Annotated in this window: 21 protein-coding genes and 4 tRNA genes; 15 read left to right on the forward strand and 10 right to left on the reverse strand. The window is 63.1% G+C overall.

Annotated elements, in window-relative coordinates; translation table 11 throughout:
- Positions 1-23 precede the first annotated feature (23 nt).
- Together IB236_RS17525 and IB236_RS17530 are read right to left on the reverse strand one after the other, a co-directional pair.
- On the reverse strand, positions 24-1,091 hold the full coding sequence (locus tag IB236_RS17525; RefSeq protein WP_192421610.1) for a toprim domain-containing protein: 1,068 nt from the start codon (positions 1,089-1,091) through the stop codon (positions 24-26).
- On the reverse strand, positions 1,091-1,477 hold the full coding sequence (locus tag IB236_RS17530) for a hypothetical protein (protein ID WP_192421611.1): 387 nt from the start codon (positions 1,475-1,477) through the stop codon (positions 1,091-1,093). The genes IB236_RS17525 and IB236_RS17530 overlap by 1 nt, the downstream gene beginning before the upstream one ends.
- Positions 1,478-1,758: 281 nt before the next feature.
- Here IB236_RS17530 and IB236_RS17535 point away from each other — a divergent pair, with 281 nt between their 5' ends.
- On the forward strand, positions 1,759-1,986 hold the full coding sequence (locus IB236_RS17535; RefSeq protein ID WP_192421612.1) for a hypothetical protein: 228 nt from the start codon (positions 1,759-1,761) through the stop codon (positions 1,984-1,986).
- Between the two features lie 13 nt (positions 1,987-1,999).
- Here the strand turns inward: IB236_RS17535 and IB236_RS17540 are convergent, their stop codons facing one another.
- Complete coding sequence (locus IB236_RS17540) at positions 2,000-2,338, reverse strand: hypothetical protein (RefSeq protein ID WP_192421613.1); 339 nt, start codon at positions 2,336-2,338, stop codon at positions 2,000-2,002.
- The gene (locus IB236_RS17545) at positions 2,331-2,591 is read right to left on the reverse strand and encodes a hypothetical protein (protein ID WP_192421614.1); all 261 of its coding nucleotides are present in this window, start codon (positions 2,589-2,591) and stop codon (positions 2,331-2,333) included. The genes IB236_RS17540 and IB236_RS17545 overlap by 8 nt, the downstream gene beginning before the upstream one ends.
- Here IB236_RS17545 and IB236_RS17550 point away from each other — a divergent pair.
- The 14 genes from IB236_RS17550 to IB236_RS17615 all read left to right on the forward strand — a co-directional run bounded on the left by IB236_RS17550 (position 2,590) and on the right by IB236_RS17615 (position 10,323).
- Entirely contained in the window at positions 2,590-3,192 is a 603-nt protein-coding gene (locus IB236_RS17550) for a helix-turn-helix transcriptional regulator (RefSeq protein WP_192421615.1), read from the forward strand. The genes IB236_RS17545 and IB236_RS17550 overlap by 2 nt on opposite strands.
- Positions 3,193-3,214: 22 nt before the next feature.
- Positions 3,215-3,736, forward strand: a complete 522-nt coding sequence (locus IB236_RS17555) for a DUF4124 domain-containing protein (protein WP_192421616.1) — start codon at positions 3,215-3,217, stop codon at positions 3,734-3,736.
- Between the two features lie 93 nt (positions 3,737-3,829).
- Positions 3,830-4,324: a hypothetical protein gene (locus tag IB236_RS17560; RefSeq protein ID WP_192421617.1), complete on the forward strand. Its 495-nt coding sequence runs from the start codon at positions 3,830-3,832 to the stop codon at positions 4,322-4,324.
- The gene (locus IB236_RS17565; protein WP_192421618.1) at positions 4,321-5,040 is read left to right on the forward strand and encodes a hypothetical protein; all 720 of its coding nucleotides are present in this window, start codon (positions 4,321-4,323) and stop codon (positions 5,038-5,040) included. The genes IB236_RS17560 and IB236_RS17565 overlap by 4 nt, the downstream gene beginning before the upstream one ends.
- The gene (locus tag IB236_RS17570; RefSeq protein WP_225581226.1) at positions 5,037-5,270 is read left to right on the forward strand and encodes a hypothetical protein; all 234 of its coding nucleotides are present in this window, start codon (positions 5,037-5,039) and stop codon (positions 5,268-5,270) included. The genes IB236_RS17565 and IB236_RS17570 overlap by 4 nt, the downstream gene beginning before the upstream one ends.
- Positions 5,264-5,410 (forward strand): hypothetical protein, encoded by a 147-nt coding sequence (locus IB236_RS17575; protein ID WP_192421619.1) that lies wholly within the window; start codon positions 5,264-5,266, stop codon positions 5,408-5,410. The genes IB236_RS17570 and IB236_RS17575 overlap by 7 nt, the downstream gene beginning before the upstream one ends.
- A 2-nt stretch (positions 5,411-5,412) precedes the next feature.
- Positions 5,413-5,550, forward strand: coding sequence for a hypothetical protein (locus IB236_RS17580; RefSeq protein WP_192421620.1), 138 nt, complete (start codon positions 5,413-5,415; stop codon positions 5,548-5,550).
- Positions 5,547-5,864 (forward strand): hypothetical protein, encoded by a 318-nt coding sequence (locus IB236_RS17585; protein WP_192421621.1) that lies wholly within the window; start codon positions 5,547-5,549, stop codon positions 5,862-5,864. The genes IB236_RS17580 and IB236_RS17585 overlap by 4 nt, the downstream gene beginning before the upstream one ends.
- Positions 5,861-6,541, forward strand: a complete 681-nt coding sequence (locus IB236_RS17590; RefSeq protein WP_192421622.1) for a hypothetical protein — start codon at positions 5,861-5,863, stop codon at positions 6,539-6,541. The genes IB236_RS17585 and IB236_RS17590 overlap by 4 nt, the downstream gene beginning before the upstream one ends.
- Positions 6,538-6,909, forward strand: a complete 372-nt coding sequence (locus IB236_RS17595; protein WP_192421623.1) for a hypothetical protein — start codon at positions 6,538-6,540, stop codon at positions 6,907-6,909. Before IB236_RS17590 ends, IB236_RS17595 begins: the two co-directional genes overlap by 4 nt.
- A 3-nt stretch (positions 6,910-6,912) precedes the next feature.
- Positions 6,913-9,192 carry a ParB/RepB/Spo0J family partition protein gene (locus tag IB236_RS17600; protein WP_192421624.1) on the forward strand — a complete coding sequence of 760 codons (2,280 nt, stop codon included), beginning with the start codon at positions 6,913-6,915 and terminating at the stop codon, positions 9,190-9,192.
- Entirely contained in the window at positions 9,192-9,704 is a 513-nt protein-coding gene (locus tag IB236_RS17605) for a hypothetical protein (protein WP_192421625.1), read from the forward strand. Before IB236_RS17600 ends, IB236_RS17605 begins: the two co-directional genes overlap by 1 nt.
- The gene (locus IB236_RS17610) at positions 9,701-10,093 is read left to right on the forward strand and encodes an ASCH domain-containing protein (RefSeq protein ID WP_225581227.1); all 393 of its coding nucleotides are present in this window, start codon (positions 9,701-9,703) and stop codon (positions 10,091-10,093) included. Before IB236_RS17605 ends, IB236_RS17610 begins: the two co-directional genes overlap by 4 nt.
- On the forward strand, positions 10,090-10,323 hold the full coding sequence (locus IB236_RS17615; protein ID WP_192421626.1) for an AlpA family transcriptional regulator: 234 nt from the start codon (positions 10,090-10,092) through the stop codon (positions 10,321-10,323). The genes IB236_RS17610 and IB236_RS17615 overlap by 4 nt, the downstream gene beginning before the upstream one ends.
- Here IB236_RS17615 and IB236_RS17620 read toward each other — a convergent pair.
- The 6 genes from IB236_RS17620 to lon all read right to left on the reverse strand — a co-directional run bounded on the left by IB236_RS17620 (position 10,286) and on the right by lon (position 14,672).
- Complete coding sequence (locus IB236_RS17620; protein WP_192421627.1) at positions 10,286-11,296, reverse strand: tyrosine-type recombinase/integrase; 1,011 nt, start codon at positions 11,294-11,296, stop codon at positions 10,286-10,288. The two genes, IB236_RS17615 and IB236_RS17620, sit on opposite strands and share 38 nt — an antisense overlap.
- A 141-nt stretch (positions 11,297-11,437) precedes the next feature.
- A tRNA-Leu gene (locus IB236_RS17625) sits at positions 11,438-11,530 on the reverse strand.
- A gap of 153 nt (positions 11,531-11,683) precedes the next feature.
- Positions 11,684-11,759 (reverse strand) — tRNA-Gly (locus tag IB236_RS17630).
- 181 nt (positions 11,760-11,940) lie between these two features.
- Positions 11,941-12,014 (reverse strand) — tRNA-Cys (locus IB236_RS17635).
- A gap of 58 nt (positions 12,015-12,072) precedes the next feature.
- Positions 12,073-12,148 (reverse strand) — tRNA-Gly (locus tag IB236_RS17640).
- Between the two features lie 85 nt (positions 12,149-12,233).
- A complete protein-coding gene (gene lon / locus IB236_RS17645) occupies positions 12,234-14,672 on the reverse strand; it encodes an endopeptidase La (protein WP_056064482.1) in 2,439 nt (812 codons plus the stop codon).
- Positions 14,673-14,759: the final 87 nt, after the last annotated feature.

Consider the following 14,759-nt stretch of genomic DNA (forward strand, 5'->3'; position numbering starts at 1 on the left):
GTGGCCCGCTGTCTGGCGTCGTTTCAGCCATAGCGCCTCGCCATCATCGTGACGACGCCAGACAGCTGCTTGCGCACGGCATCGAGGCCCTCGCGCGCCTGCAGGTCGTTGAAGTCGGTGTCTTTCTTGTCCCGCGTGTCCAGCTTAAAAATGGGCCAAAGGATGTCGCAGCCCTCCACCTTGCGGGCCACAGCCCGGGCGGCATGACGGCCAGGGTTCGTGAGGTCGTGCGACACAGGGTCGCGCGTCTGCCAATCGTCGTCGGCCAGGATCAGGATGCGCGTGCCCGGGTACAGCTTGCGCAGCAGCGGCACCACATGCGCCAGGTTGCCCGCGTCCAGCGCCACAAACACCGGGTACTGGCCATCGACAGCCGCCCGTGCCGTCAGGCCCGTCGCGTACCCCTCCACCACCAGCAGCAAAGGGGTGTGGGTCACGCTGATATCGCCCAGCCGCAAACAGCACCCCGGCTTATCCATGCCCCGCTGGTAAATCTTGGCCCCATCGGGCCGGATGAACTGGAGCGCCCGCAGCGCCTCATGGCGCGGCAGGTCATACCGCAGCAGCGGCACCAGCACGGTGCCCTCGGGCAGATGCACCCTCGTGTCTTCCTCCCCAGGCTCACCGGGCCAGCGCAGGACGAAGGGCTGCGCCAGATAGCGGCAGGCCTCACCCTTCACGCCCTTGCGCTCCAGATAGGGCGAATGCCCATCCTTCACGCCCCGGCGCCACACATCGATGGCCTCGGCCATCGCATTGGCAATCTCGGTCCGGCGCTCTGCCGCAGCCTTCACGCGCTGCGCCCGCAGCTCCTCCGCCCGGCGCGCACGCTCCTCGGGGGAGAGGGGTGCCCACTCCACGTGCACCTTCTGGCTGGCCCCACCATGGCGATAGGTGCCAAAGGTGCCCACAACGTAAGTGCCGCCGCCCTTGTCCGGGTCACGCCGGAACAGGTAGAGCTTGTACCAATCTTTGCCACCCTTGCCGCAGGTCTTGCTCTTTGGCCTGTCAAGCTCCAGAGGCAAATCCTTGTCCCGGAACTCGATGCCGAACTCCTGCATCTGCAGCAGCACTTGCTGATAGTTGTCCATCAGTTGCGGCCCGTGCCTTTGAGGCGTTCCAGCCTGCTCACCATGGCGGTGAACTCACCGACCATCCCCTCCATACGGCGGGTCAGCACTTCGGCCTCGGTCTGCGGCTCCACGGGGACCGGGGGCGCGTAGCCAGCCTCCCGCAGCAGATAGCCCGCCAGACCGTGAAACCCGACTTCACGCGCCAGGCGCATCAGCATCAGCAACTGGGAGGGGGACAGACGCTCAGCCCGTGCACCGTTCAAGCAGTCCAGCAGATGGCGGGCGGCAGGCTCAGGGGCCTTGTCGGGCCAGATCAGCGGGCCGACCTTCTTTGCACCGCCCAGGTGCTTCACCGCGTCGCGCGCGGCGTCCAACTCGTCTTCGTACAGCAACGGATCATTCACAGCAGGCCACCTCAGAACTGTGACGCCCACAGCCTTCCGAACGGTTCCGAATCATTCGGAACGGTTCGGAATGCCTTTTTTGGGCAAAAAAAAGAGACTTCAGTGCATGCACACATGCACTGAAATCACCGTGAAGAAAAAACCCGCCAGCCGCGCCACCCAAGGAGGGAGACAGGAAGGAACGGAGAGCACGACCACCGCTGCAAGCGGCCACGTGGCGGAAAATGACCCAAGGGCCTCGAACGCCCTTGGACCGAAAACTAGAACCCTGGAAGGAACACATGAGCAACAACGAAACGCAGCCGCTGACAGCCGAGACCGTCAATGCGGTGGTTACCGCGCTCGGAGCGCTGGTCTTCGCCACCGTGCGGCAACTGCCCAGCGACAAGCAAGCGGGCTTCGCACAAGACTTGGCTCGGCTGGCCCAGGCCGAGGAGCGCGAGGGCAACACGGCCACAGAGACGCTGCTGATGGACATGCACCGCGCGGCCGTCGCAGCCGCCAGCTGATCGCAAGCCACCGTTACCCCTCGCTGCCGCTGGCGGCGGGCTTGCTCAGGCGCCCCTCTGCCCATTCGGTGTACCGCGCCTCCAGGTCGCGGTCTTCCATCAGCGCACCAGCATCCGGGTCCAGACCCATGGAGCGCATCACCCGCGCGCCCGGCACAGACGCACCGACCAGGTCGTACAGCTCAACGGCGGCGGCCAGCAATGCCCGCTCCTCTGGGCGGCGGGTCACACTGAACACGGTAGCGGTGAAGTCCTTGCGGTCGCGCAATGTGGCACCGCAGGCGCTGGCCCAGCGCTCGGCCCAGCGCTCGGCCATGGACAGCAGCTGGAGGGCGAAGGCTTCATCACGCATGGGCGGCCTCTGCGCATTCAGACTTGATGTCACCATCCGCTGGTTGCACGGGCACGGCGTCCGTGCGCTCTTCCAAGAGTCGGAAGAACATTCGTACCGTCTCAATGCCCGGGTTTTTCGTTTCCCCAGCTCTGATTTTCCAGAGCGTGGTGAAAGGAACGCCAGAGGCCTCGGACAGCGCCTGCAGCTTGGTGCGCGTAAGCGATTCCAGGCGGCACCGAATGTCCTGGACGGAAGGTAGGGTCGTGCTCATGAGCAGCGAATCTACCGCATTCGGTAGATCATTTCAACCGAATTCGGATAGTATTTTGTCGTACCGTATCCGGATGGACCGAGATAGCAAGCACATCCTTTGGCAAAACGTGTCAGCACTGATGCAGCGCGACTACGGCAAGGAGAATCTGACCGCTCTATCCAAGAATGCTCATATCGGCCCTGGAACCGTCACTCGGATAAAAGAGCAAGAAACAAGTGTGGGCCTCGACGTGCTCGACAAGGTCGCACGCGCCTTCAAGATCGAACCCTGGCAGCTACTGCAGCCCAAGCTAGGCGTAATCGAATCACCCGAGCCCACCTCACAGCCTTCAGCGGCGACCTCGGCACCAATACCAATCTCCAGGGCACCTGCCCCCATCAACGGATGGGAGGCACTTCGCTGCCTTCATGGCCTATTGCTTCCAGAGGCTCAAGGTGCACGCCGTGCTGTAGTTTCGCTCTTGGAGGATTTGGCAAATCGCGCTGAAGATCATGCGGCCAGCGAAAAAGCTATCCAACAGATCATGTACGTGCTCGGCCAGGGAAACGATCCAGCGCACGCATTTACCGATTCCCCAGCCCACAGCGGCAAGTCTTGAGCAGAGAGAAAGATCGACACGAATGAAGTATTGCATTCTGGTGCTTACTCTGGCCTGCACGCCGGTTTGGGCCATCAACAAATGCACAGGATCAGACGGGCGCGTTACGTACCAAGAAAGCGCCTGCCCGACCGATGCCAAGGGTGCACAGCCCATAAAAACATGGGAAAACAGTAGCCACTCGTCACGGAAAGCAGTAGAGCCCAATCTGCAGCTCGTCGGACCGCCTGCTGCCGCACCATTGTTAGATCTCTACCGTCGCTGGGCAGATGCGGAGCGTCTAGCCATGGCCACCAGCCGCGTTTCGCTTGCCACGCCAGCCGCCAGCATGCAGGCCCTGCAGCGCGAGGCAGAACAACTTCAGACACCTGAATGCCTTGCAGCGTCCCGGAAGGCGCTTGTGGAATTGATTTCCAAGAGCAGCAATGCGATCCTGCAGTTCCTCGGAAAAGAAGAGGTGACGGGCATGGCCTATCAAATTGTTCACAGACCCAAGCTGATTCCTGAATTCGAGTCTTCCATCACAAAAGCCAAGTGCTCCTGAATCGATGACATACTGAATCTACCGAATACGGTTGACACAATGTTCCGTATTCGGTAGATTTCCTCCACGCCCATCCCGGGCGATGGAGGTTTCATGTCATTCACCGCACAGGCCTGCAGCCACCTCGCTAGCCAGGTCCAGCCAAGCACCCGGCCACCCAAAGGCCAGCACCCCGCTCACTATCAGGCGCATGGCCGCCTGTACCGCGCCATCGTGTCGCTGCCGACATCGATGTGCGAGCGCGACCGCCCGCTGCAAGAGCGCTGGGTCTTCTTCGACTGCCCTCACAGCGAAATGCCGCACGCCCGCATCGAGGCGCTGCTGGCCCTGGCCTGGAACATCGACACCACTGCCTGGTGTTCAAACGGACTGATCTACAACATCGCGTCGGCCAGCGACCTCATCGCCCAAGGCGACGCCGACGATGACACCGCACTGTTTGAATGCGCCTGGGGCGGCCCAGACGGCACCCAGCACGTCAGCCCGCATGACGTGGACTACTTCTGCACACCCCGCGTGCGTGCAGGGCTTGAGCTGGCCTTGCTGCAGGCCCATCTCGGCGCGGTGCTGGAAGGCGGTGCCGCATGAGCGCACGACCGCAACACATCCACGGCGCACACGCTGCCGCCGTACTACGGCGCGGGCAATTGGGAATTGCGGCGACGGCCTACACCAACAATGCCGCCACCTTCGAGTTCTGGAAGGGCTACACAGAAGCAGCCCGCGATCTCATCAACGGCGTGGGCGCCCTTGCAGCCGCGAAGGATGAGCTAACCGGCAGCGATGCGCAAACAGACCTGCAAGCTGCTGGGGCCTGTTTGCCCGAACGCACTAAAGGTCTCACCCTCGCCCAGGTGCGCGAGTTCCTCGCTGCCCAGGGCATTGAGGTCGCCCCGGATGCGATCTCCCACACTGATATCGGTGCTGGAGAGATTTTCGAAAACAACGTGGTCCCCCGAGTCGATTGCGATGATGAACATCCCGTTGCGCGGGTTCACATGCGTCACAGTTCCGATAGCCATGGTCTTAGCTCCACGAATCAAGGTGAAGCCAGTCTAGACCAACCCCAGCCCACCTCCAGCCCCGCGAAGACATTCGAGGCGCTCCCGCTTGCGGCCTCCCCGCTGTCCATCAATGAGCGCGCCCGCTGGATCAATTTGCTAGACCCGCTGCTCAGCTACGCGGGCCGCCCGGGCGACTGGGGTCGCAGCTCCAAATTGGGGCGTCTGACCATGCAGCTGATGCAAGTGCGCGCCGACATGGCTGACGCATCCACGCTGCCCAAGGAAGGCGGTGCTGAATGACCGCACAACGCCTCTCGCCCGCGATGCGCAACATGCTGCGCAGCATCCTCGACGGCAAAGGCCCATGGGCACACCTCAAGGGCCAAAGCCAGCACGGCGGCTCTTTCCAAACGCTGGCGGCGCTACGCCAGCGCGGTCTCATCGATGCCGCCGACCGCCCGACCGAGGCAGGCCGCGCCGTGTTTTCACCTAAGCACCAAGCCACCAGCAAGGAGGCAACCCCATGCTGACCTTCCGCATCAAGGTGCCCGGCCAGAAGCCATACGACGGAATCTTTGCCAGCGCCGCCGAGGCGCAGACCAGTGCGCAAGCCCTCTTCCCTGACGCACCGCCCGCCTGCGTGCTGTGCCTCTCCCGCATGGGAGGTTGACCATGCGCACCCTCCTGTTCGTGTTCACCTACCTGCGCAACTGGTGGAGCTTCGACGGTAACCACGTCCGCACCAAGGCCGCCACGCACATGGATGTGGCCCTGCGCGAGCGCCGCCGCCGTCCAAGGGGCCGCCCATGACAACAGCGCTGCAGCTCCGCATACGCGGCCAAGTCACATCAGCCATCTGCGGCACCACGCGTGCCGGCCTGCCGGTGCTGGATGTGCACCTGACAGACGCACAAACAGGCCAGCACGTGGTGGCCCGCCACACCTACCCCAACGCCAGCCCCGCCAGCCACTACGCGGCCAGCGCCCTCGCGCGCAGCCTGCGCGGCCAGGTGGCCGAGCTGGATGCCACCAACCCCCGGTTCCGCTCCCGCCGCCTCGACTGCGACGCCGCGCACATCGGCCTGCCCTACCAAACCCCATCCACTCGCAAGGATCTGGAATGACCCACCACACCCACGTCATCGGCCTCACCGGCCCCATGGGCAGCGGCAAAGACACCGTTGCCGACCTGCTCACCACCCACTGTGGCGCGTACAAGCTCGCGTTTGCAGACGCCCTGCGCGGCGAAATCTCAGACGCTTTCAACATCGAGACCGTGTTCCTCACTCGGCGCGAGACCAAGGAGCACCCGCTCACCGCGCTGGCTTTGGCGCACTGCCTCGACCCCATGTTTGTGGCTCGCATGATTGTTCAAAACCAGCATTTCAACGACGGTCCGCTGGATCTGAACACTCCTCGCAGCCCGCGCCAGATCATGCAATGGTGGGGCACCGAATACCGTCGTGCGCTGGAGCCGGGCTACTGGGTACGCAAGGCAGCTCAGCGCATCCGCTACATGCACCAGACGCTGGCCGCCCGGCTGGTCGTCATCACCGACGTCCGCTTTGAGGACGAAGCCCAACTGGTGCGAGCGCTGGGCGGCCAGATCTGGCAGATCAAGCGCCCCGGGTGCGAGGTGGGCAGCACAGCCCACGTGAGCGAAGTGACGGGCGAAGGCTTCGAGCCCAACCAGGTCATCAACAACGACCACGACCTGCGCCACCTGCAGCAGCTGGTGCTGGGCGGCTGGGCCGAACGCGCATGGGGCCTGCCAGGCGTACGGGTGGAGGTGCCAGCATGAACCAACGCCCTTTTTCCAAGGCCGCCGACTACGTCCCCCGCACCAAGCCAAACACCACCAGCGTGCACATCCAGCGCCCACGGCCCGCACCGCTACGCAGCGCCGAGCTGCAGGACATACCCAAGGCCCACATCAGCGCCAACGGCAAGGTGCTGATCAGCCCCGTGCCATCCCAGGCCGAGCTGCAGGCCCGCCGCAAGAGCGAGCGCCTGGAGATCGCCAGCACCGACGTCCCCGTGCGCAACAGCACCGTGAAAGGCCCGCCCTACACCTGCCCCGAGCTGCGCACCAACCCTTACCGCCCGGGCTCTGGCGACGCCTTCCGCCTGCCCAGCCTCACCAGCTTCCGTACCCCACAGCCTGCATAAACCATGGCAACCAAAGACCCACTCATTGGCCGCGAGGCCCGCGTCAACGACGACGCCACCACCCTGCGCGGCAAGCCGCACCCCCAGGCGGGCATGCAAGGCCTGATCACAGGTAGAACGCCAGGCGGGCGCCAGTACCAGCTGCAATGCGGCGATGTGCTGATCAACCTGCCCATGGCCGACTTCACCGTTGTCGGCGCGGACGCCGCCCAGGCCATGCCCGCTGACAGCTCTCTGCCGCTGATCGAACTGGTGCGCAGCAAGACCAACCGGCAGATCGTGGAAGACGACGCCCTGCTGGAGATGGCCGCCACCATGAAGGTGTACGGCGTGCTGCAGCCCCTGCTGGTGCGCCGCCTGCCTGCCGCGCGCCTGCAAGACACGTTTGAAGATGAGGCCACGCGCCACGCCTCGCACGAAATCATCGCGGGCGAACGCCGCTTTGTGGCCGCGCGCATCGCAGGGTTGAATCGGGTGCCCGTGCACATTGTGGCCGCAGACGACACCCACGCCGTGGTGATGCAGCTCATCGAGAACCTGCACCGCGAAAACCTCAACCCCTTGGACGAGGCGCGCGGCATCCAGCAGCTGGTTGACGACTTCAACATGACGCGCGACGCCGTGGCCAACGCCCTCAAGCGCAGCCACACGCACGTGGTGGAGAGCCTGCGCCTGCTCAAGATCTGCCCCGAGGCCATCGCAGCCCTCAAAGCGGGCACGCTCAACCGCAGCGTGGCCCTGCTGGTGGCCCAGCGCCCTACGCCTGCTCTGCAGGTGGAGTTCACAAGAAAGGCGCTCACTGGCGGCCCCGATGGCGGCCCGCTCAGCTACCGCAGCGCCAAGGATCTGGCCCAGCGCCAGTACATGACCGACCTCACCCAGGCGCCCTTCGCCCTGGACAACGCCCAGCTGCTGCCCAAGGTGGGCGCCTGCACACAGTGCCCCAAGCGCACCGGTGCCAACCCCGAGCTGTGGGACAAGGCGGGTGCAGACGTCTGTACGGACACCGCCTGCTTTGCCGACAAAAAAGAGGCCCACTACGAAGCCCTCAAGGCCGAAGCCCAGGCCAAGGGCCGCAAGATCATCACGGGCCGCGAAGCCCGTGAGCTGATGCCCACCGAAGGCGCCACCCCCAAGGGCTACATCCTGCTGGACAAGCCCACCAAGAAGGGCGAGACAGAGCCCATGCGCCAGGTGCTGGGCCAGGAAGTGCCCCAAGGCAAGGTGGTGCTGATCGAGACTCCCACGGGCGGTGTGGTGGAGGCCGTGCCAGTGCGCGCTGCGGGCGAGGCACTGCAGGCCAAAGGGGCAGCGGGCAAGGCCGAGAAGAAGGCCCCCCAGCCCACCAAGGATGAGTTGCAGGCCGAGTATCAAACCCGGTGGCGCGGCGCTGCCATCGCACAGATCATCGAGACTCTGAAGAACGACCCACCCAGCAGTATCGATCTGCCCGAGGAGGTCGCTTACCACTACATCCTGACCGAGGCCCGCGAGGCCGATGAAGCACTGGTGCGCATGATCTTCGATCTGCCCGAACGCTTCACCGACACCGAGCTGGAGAAGGCCGCACGCAAGTCAGCCAGCGCCAGCCCACGACTTCAGCTGCTCACCCTCATGATGCTGGCCGCCACGGTGGACGTGGCGCCCCGCTATCAACGCCCACCCGACGAGGCCAAGCTGCTGGACGCTGTTGCATGGGCGGCCCACATCGACACCAGTTACCACAAGGCCACCACGCAAGACGCGATGAAGGAAGAGGCCGCAGCACGCGCAGCCGAGGCGCAGCCAGATGCTCCCGCTGACAAGGCCAAACCGGCACTCAAGCCCAAGGCCAAAGGCAAGGGCACCGTTGACGGCACCGCCAAGGCCAGCCAGGCCGAGGTGATGGCTGGCATCGCCCAGGCCATGCAGAGTGCAGAGACGCCCAACAACTTCACCGAGGGCCAAGCCGTCAAGCTCAAGACCAACGTCAAAGGCCCCGCAGGCGGCTTGATCCGGTGCAAAGACCACACCGCCACCATCGTGCGCGCCAGCGGTCGCAAGTGGGTGGTAACGCTGCCCGACCCATGGCCCTTCCCAGGCACTGAAGCGCAGCCCATGGAGCTGACCGTGGACTACACCGAATTGGAGGCATCTGATGCGAAAGACTTTGGTGCGAGTCCTGACGTCCGACCAAGCCAGCTAGTCAATGAAGCGGGCATCCTCGCTTCAGATGGGCCAGGGGAAGTCGTCAAAAAGCTGGATGCTGCATACGGCCGAGTGCCCCTGAAAGGAGGGTTGTGATGGGCCTCCCCCGCTACCGCATCCCCCAACGCCGCCAGCCCACGCCGGTGAACACCATGTTCAAGGCCCAGGTGCGCGCCTCGCGCCTCACCGAGGCCGAGATCCGCGAGACCATGGATGCCGTTCGCCACTGCGCCACCCGTGTGCGCGAGGGCGTGGCGACCGAGCTGCAGGTGCAAACCCTGCGCACCACCATGCTGATCGCGCTGGAGATCGAGCGCCTGGGCTACGTACGCGGCATGCAAGGCCACATCGAGGCAGCGCTGATCGCCATCAAGGCCATTCTCACGCGCGGCATTGAATTCGGCACATGGCGCCCCGTCACGCTGCACTACTACGAGCTGGACGCCATCACCAGCGCCGTCGATCTACACGATCACCAGCTGCGCCAGCTCAGCGCTGGCGAGCTGCACACCGCCACCAAGCGCGTCATCGCCCACATGCAAAGCCAGGGCGGCGGCCAGGTGTTGCATGTGGCCCCTGCAGATCTTGGCATGGAGGCCGCAGCATGATCCCCGCCCTCAGCATCCGCCAGCCGTGGGCCTGGCTCATCGTCCACGGGTTCAAGGACATCGAGAACCGCGACTGGCCCACCAACTTCCGTGGCCGCCTGCTGGTGCACGCAGGCCAAACCATGGCCCGCCGCTACTACGACGAGGTGTACGAGGAGCTGCAGCGCACGGGCCTGCTGCCCGCCAACATGCCCGCCTACGAAGACCTGCCGCGCGGCGGCTTCGTTGGCTGGACCCACGTCACCGACTGCCGCCAGCACCACCCTTCGCCCTGGAAGCAAGACGGCTCCCACGGCTTCGTGCTCCACGACAGCAGCCCCATTCCCTTCGTGCCGTTCAAGGGGCGCTTGGGGTTCTTCAACGTGCCAAAGGAGACGGTCACACCATGAGCGAAGCCGCCCAACTAGCCGAAAAAATGGAAAAGATGGTCAGCGCCATGACGCTGATGGCCAGCATGCTGGGCACGCGCCTGGACCGAGCCCAGCTCGCAGAACGGTTTGGCGTGTGTCGCAATACGCTGCGCAGTCGCATGGAGAAATACAAGGACTTCCCCCGCCCAGGCCGCGACGGCAAGTGGCTGCTCAGCGAGGTGATTGAATGGGAGCAGCGCCAGTCGTGATGCGCTGGGCTATGTCTACGGCCTTCGGGTTGTAGTAGACCAGCGCACGGGTGGTGCTGGTCCACCCAAACATCTTGCACAGGTCTAGCACATGCAGGCGCTGGGCCAGGCGCGTGGCAGCGGTGTGGCGGCTGTCGTGGAAGGTGAACCCTTCCAGGCCCGCCCGCTGCCGGTACTTGCGAAACATCGCGTCCAGGCTCTGCGTCTTGAGCCCAAACACCAGGTCTTTATCAAAGCCGCGCATCAGCTCAATGGTGCGCATCGTGGACGGCACGGCAGGCACATCGCGCTTGCCGGTCTTGCCGTCCACCTTGAAGTAACCCGCCCCCACGTCATCCCAGCGGATGCCGCAGATCTCACCGGCCCGGCACCCTGTCTGCAGGGCCAGCAGAAAGGCGTTGGCCACCGCGTGGCCCACCGAGCGCACCGGCCCCCTACTCCACCCTAGAGCGCGCAGCATGCGCCGCACCTCTGGGCCTGAAATGATCCGCTCGCGGTGGTCGGGCTCTGCAGGCCTGCGCACGTCCTGCATCGGGTTCGAGTTCAGCCACTGCCAATCGCGCCGGGCGACCTCCAGCACGTGGGACAGCAGCACCATGTCCCGCAGCACCGAGCCACGCGCATTCACTTTCAGCCTGGCATCACGCCAGGCCACGATATCGGAGGGCGTCAGCTCGGCCAGCAGGCGCTTGGCCGGAAACAGCGGCTGGCGCGGGAAGGCCTGCAGGCGTATCAACTCCTTCTGCCAGCCCTTCTTTTCGCTCGACACCTCTTCGCCATAGCGCACAAGCGCCTGGCCCAGCGTCTTCACCTCACCGGCGCGACCGGTGGCCGTGGCCAGCAGCTCAGCCGAGCGCCTGGCCGCCCACTCGCTGGCCTCGCGCTTTGTGGGCAGCGTATTGCTGTCGCGCTGGCCCTTCACCTCGATCTGAATGCGCCACGTGCCTTGTGCCGTTTTGATGGGGGTTGCCATTGGGGGGATTGGTGGGGGGATTTCGGGGGCATCACTTGCGCAGAATTGCGCAGCGGGCGCACTGTACCACCAAAGGGGGAAGCGCTAGACCGTTGATTTGCCTAGCTTTGCGCAATTGCTGCGCAAGTGTGAACAGTTGAGTGGTGCCCCGAGCCGGGGTCGAACCGGCACGCCCCTTTTCAGGAAAGCGGCGGATTTTAAGTCCGCAGTGTCTACCAATTTCACCATCGGGGCGCCGGCTGCTGAGCGCATACCTGCGTTGCAGCGTAACCCGGGCAGCGCGTGCGCGCAATGCCCTGTCGCATCTCTGGTCGGGGCCGCAGTTTGACAACAGCACGCTCCGAACCGCCAAGAAAAAAGGGAAGCCTAAGCTTCCCTTTTCAAATATGGAGCGGGAAAAGAGTCTCGAACTCTCGACCTCAACCTTGGCAAGGTTGCGCTCTACCAACTGAGCTATTCCCGCATTTTCTGATTTCTCTAACGTTTCCGTTAGTGCTTATCAGCAAGCCTCAAATTATATAACTATTTTTGGCCGTATTCGATTGCAAGCCAAAAAATTTCCATCCAACTACCATCCATCGACACGATCCCTGCGAGCGTCTCGGCCCAGAGGCTTTCATCGCTTCACTGCTGCAGACCATATCTGGAGGCGCGGTCCGGAGTCGAACCGGACTAACCGGATTTGCAATCCGGGGCATAACCGCTTTGCTACCGCGCCAGGAACTCTCATTCCTCTGACAAAAAAGGGAAGCAATTGCTTCCCTTTTTGTGGAAATTGGAGCGGGAAAAGAGTCTCGAACTCTCGACCTCAACCTTGGCAAGGTTGCGCTCTACCAACTGAGCTATTCCCGCATTTACCGAAGCCTTACATTGTACAACGTTTGCTGCGATGGAATGAATTGTAGCGCATTTTTTGGGAGTTCCCAAAAAAATTGCGTCAATGTTTCAATCCATCGGCCGTGGCGGATGACACCGCGGCCTTGTCCGTCGACACAGGCACCGCAGCAGCCACTGCAACCTCTTCATCCGTCAGCGGCACGGGTTTGCTCTCCAAAGCAACTTCCAGCACCTTGTCGATCCACCGCACGGGCACGATCTCCAGGCCGCTCTTCACGTTGTCCGGAATCTCGGCGAGGTCCTTCACGTTCTCTTCAGGGATCAGCACGGTCTTGATGCCACCGCGCAATGCGGCCAGCAGCTTTTCCTTAAGGCCCCCAATGGCCGTCACCTCGCCACGCAGCGTGATCTCGCCTGTCATGGCCACATCGCCGCGCACAGGGATACCCGTGAGCGCAGAAACAAACGCGGTAGTCATCGCAGCCCCCGCGCTGGGGCCGTCCTTGGGGGTGGCACCGTCTGGCACGTGAATGTGGATGTCGCGCTTTTCGAACGTTTCATCCTTGATACCCAGCATGCGCGCGCGGCTGCGTACCACCGTACGGGCAGCCTCCACGGATTCCTTCATCACATCACCCAGCGAACCCGTGCGCGTAATCACACCCTTGCCCGGCATGATGGCCGCCTCGATGGTCAACAGATCTCCACCCACCTCGGTCCAGGCCAGGCCCACTACCTGTCCTACCTGGTTTTGCAGCTCCGCACGGCCATAGGTGTACTTGCGCACGCCCAAAAAGTCCGGCAGGTTGTCAGCCGTGACCACCACCTGCGGCTCCAGTTTCTTGAGCTGCAGGCCCTTGACCACCTTGCGGCAAATTTTGGACAGCTCGCGCTCGAGCGAACGCACACCTGCTTCACGGGTGTAGTAACGCACCATGTCGCGCACTGCAGGCTCGGTGATGAGGAGTTCTTCGTCCTTCACGCCATTGTTCTTGAGCTGCTTGGGCAGCAAGTACTTCATGGCGATGCTGGTTTTCTCGTCTTCGGTGTAGCCCGACAGGCGAATCACTTCCATGCGGTCGAGCAGTGCCGGCGGAATGTTCATCGAATTCGATGTGGCGACGAACATCACATCGCTCAGGTCGAAGTCCACCTCGACGTAGTGGTCGCCAAAGGTGTGGTTCTGCTCAGGGTCCAGCACCTCCAACAGAGCGCTCGACGGATCGCCCCGGAAGTCAGTACCCAGCTTGTCGATCTCGTCCAGCAGGAACAGCGGATTGCGCGTGCCCACCTTGGACAGGCTCTGCAGCACCTTGCCCGGCAGCGCACCGATGTAGGTGCGGCGATGCCCGCGGATCTCGGCCTCGTCGCGCATGCCGCCCAGGGCCATGCGCACGTACTTGCGGCCGGTGGCCTTGGCGATCGATTGCCCCAGCGAGGTCTTGCCCACGCCAGGAGGGCCCACCAGGCACAGGATGGGCGCTTTCACCTTGTCCACGCGCTGCTGTACCGCGAGGTATTCAAGGATGCGGTCCTTGACCTTGTCGAGGCCGTAATGGTCTTCGTTGAGGACGCCCTCGGCATTCACGAGGTCGTGTTTGATCTTGGTCTTCTTGCTCCAAGGCAGCGCGGTGAGCACGTCGATGTAGTTGCGCACCACCGTCGCCTCGGCCGACATGGGCGACATCAGCTTGAGCTTCTTGAGTTCGGCGTCAGCCTTCTTGCGTGCCTCGGCCGGCATCTTGGCGAGCTTGATCTTTTTCTCGATCTCCTCGATGTCGGCGCCTTCGTCGCCCTCACCCAGTTCCTTCTGGATGGCCTTGACTTGCTCGTTCAGATAGAAGTCGCGCTGGTTCTTCTCCATCTGGCGCTTTACGCGGCCACGGATCTTTTTGTCGACGTTCAGGATGTCCACTTCGCGGTCGAGCTGCTCGAACAGGTTTTCGAGGCGCGCCTTTACATCCGAAAGATCCAGCACCACCTGCTTGTTCTCGAGCTTGAGGGGCAGGTGTGCAGCAATGGTGTCTGCCAGCCGACCTGGGTCGTCAATGCTGGAGATGGAAGTCAGGATCTCGGGCGGGATCTTCTTGTTGAGTTTGACGTACTGGTCAAACTGCTGCATCACTGCGCGACGCAGGGCCTCGATTTCGCTGGGCTTATTGGCGTCGGGGGTCGCCTCCACCGGAGTCACGGTGGCCATGAAATGCGTCTCGGCATCTTCAATGGAAGCCACCAGAGCACGCTGCTGGCCTTCCACCAGCACCTTCACGGTGCCGTCGGGCAGCTTGAGCATCTGCAAGATGGTAGAGACACAGCCCACATCGAACATGTCGGCCACCGAGGGCTCATCCTTGGCGGCAGCTTTTTGGGCCACCAGCATGATGCGGCGATCAGCCTCCATGGCCATCTCAAGGGCCTTGATGCTCTTGGGGCGGCCCACGAAAAGCGGGATCACCATGTGAGGGAACACCACCACATCGCGCAAAGGCAACAGCGGCAGGTCAATAGGGGTGGCTGGCAGGGGGGTATGTCCGGACATGGAAATCCTCAAAGTGCTCTGTGGAAGTGGGTCCACATGTGGGGATTTTCAACCCTTGCACGCAGCCGTACTGGCGCAAGGGTTGAT

Source organism: Acidovorax sp. ACV02, from assembly GCF_014851475.1.
GTDB classification, from domain to species: Bacteria; Pseudomonadota; Gammaproteobacteria; order Burkholderiales; family Burkholderiaceae_C; genus Acidovorax; species Acidovorax delafieldii.

Excerpts from the sequence above, each read along its gene's own strand:
- IB236_RS17525 (WP_192421610.1), bottom strand. The coding sequence starts at position 1,091 with ATGGACAACTATCAGCAAGTGCTGCTGCAGATGCAGGAGTTCGGCATC.
- IB236_RS17535 (WP_192421612.1), top strand. The coding sequence starts at position 1,759 with ATGAGCAACAACGAAACGCAGCCGCTGACAGCCGAGACCGTCAATGCG.
- IB236_RS17540 (WP_192421613.1), bottom strand. The coding sequence starts at position 2,338 with ATGCGTGATGAAGCCTTCGCCCTCCAGCTGCTGTCCATGGCCGAGCGC.
- IB236_RS17550 (WP_192421615.1), top strand. The coding sequence starts at position 2,590 with ATGAGCAGCGAATCTACCGCATTCGGTAGATCATTTCAACCGAATTCG.
- IB236_RS17545 (WP_192421614.1), bottom strand. The coding sequence starts at position 2,591 with ATGAGCACGACCCTACCTTCCGTCCAGGACATTCGGTGCCGCCTGGAA.
- IB236_RS17555 (WP_192421616.1), top strand. The coding sequence starts at position 3,215 with ATGAAGTATTGCATTCTGGTGCTTACTCTGGCCTGCACGCCGGTTTGG.
- IB236_RS17560 (WP_192421617.1), top strand. The coding sequence starts at position 3,830 with ATGTCATTCACCGCACAGGCCTGCAGCCACCTCGCTAGCCAGGTCCAG.
- IB236_RS17565 (WP_192421618.1), top strand. The coding sequence starts at position 4,321 with ATGAGCGCACGACCGCAACACATCCACGGCGCACACGCTGCCGCCGTA.
- IB236_RS17570 (WP_225581226.1), top strand. The coding sequence starts at position 5,037 with ATGACCGCACAACGCCTCTCGCCCGCGATGCGCAACATGCTGCGCAGC.
- IB236_RS17575 (WP_192421619.1), top strand. The coding sequence starts at position 5,264 with ATGCTGACCTTCCGCATCAAGGTGCCCGGCCAGAAGCCATACGACGGA.
- IB236_RS17580 (WP_192421620.1), top strand. The coding sequence starts at position 5,413 with ATGCGCACCCTCCTGTTCGTGTTCACCTACCTGCGCAACTGGTGGAGC.
- IB236_RS17585 (WP_192421621.1), top strand. The coding sequence starts at position 5,547 with ATGACAACAGCGCTGCAGCTCCGCATACGCGGCCAAGTCACATCAGCC.
- IB236_RS17590 (WP_192421622.1), top strand. The coding sequence starts at position 5,861 with ATGACCCACCACACCCACGTCATCGGCCTCACCGGCCCCATGGGCAGC.
- IB236_RS17595 (WP_192421623.1), top strand. The coding sequence starts at position 6,538 with ATGAACCAACGCCCTTTTTCCAAGGCCGCCGACTACGTCCCCCGCACC.
- IB236_RS17600 (WP_192421624.1), top strand. The coding sequence starts at position 6,913 with ATGGCAACCAAAGACCCACTCATTGGCCGCGAGGCCCGCGTCAACGAC.
- IB236_RS17605 (WP_192421625.1), top strand. The coding sequence starts at position 9,192 with ATGGGCCTCCCCCGCTACCGCATCCCCCAACGCCGCCAGCCCACGCCG.
- IB236_RS17610 (WP_225581227.1), top strand. The coding sequence starts at position 9,701 with ATGATCCCCGCCCTCAGCATCCGCCAGCCGTGGGCCTGGCTCATCGTC.
- IB236_RS17615 (WP_192421626.1), top strand. The coding sequence starts at position 10,090 with ATGAGCGAAGCCGCCCAACTAGCCGAAAAAATGGAAAAGATGGTCAGC.
- IB236_RS17620 (WP_192421627.1), bottom strand. The coding sequence starts at position 11,296 with ATGGCAACCCCCATCAAAACGGCACAAGGCACGTGGCGCATTCAGATC.
- lon (WP_056064482.1), bottom strand. The coding sequence starts at position 14,672 with ATGTCCGGACATACCCCCCTGCCAGCCACCCCTATTGACCTGCCGCTG.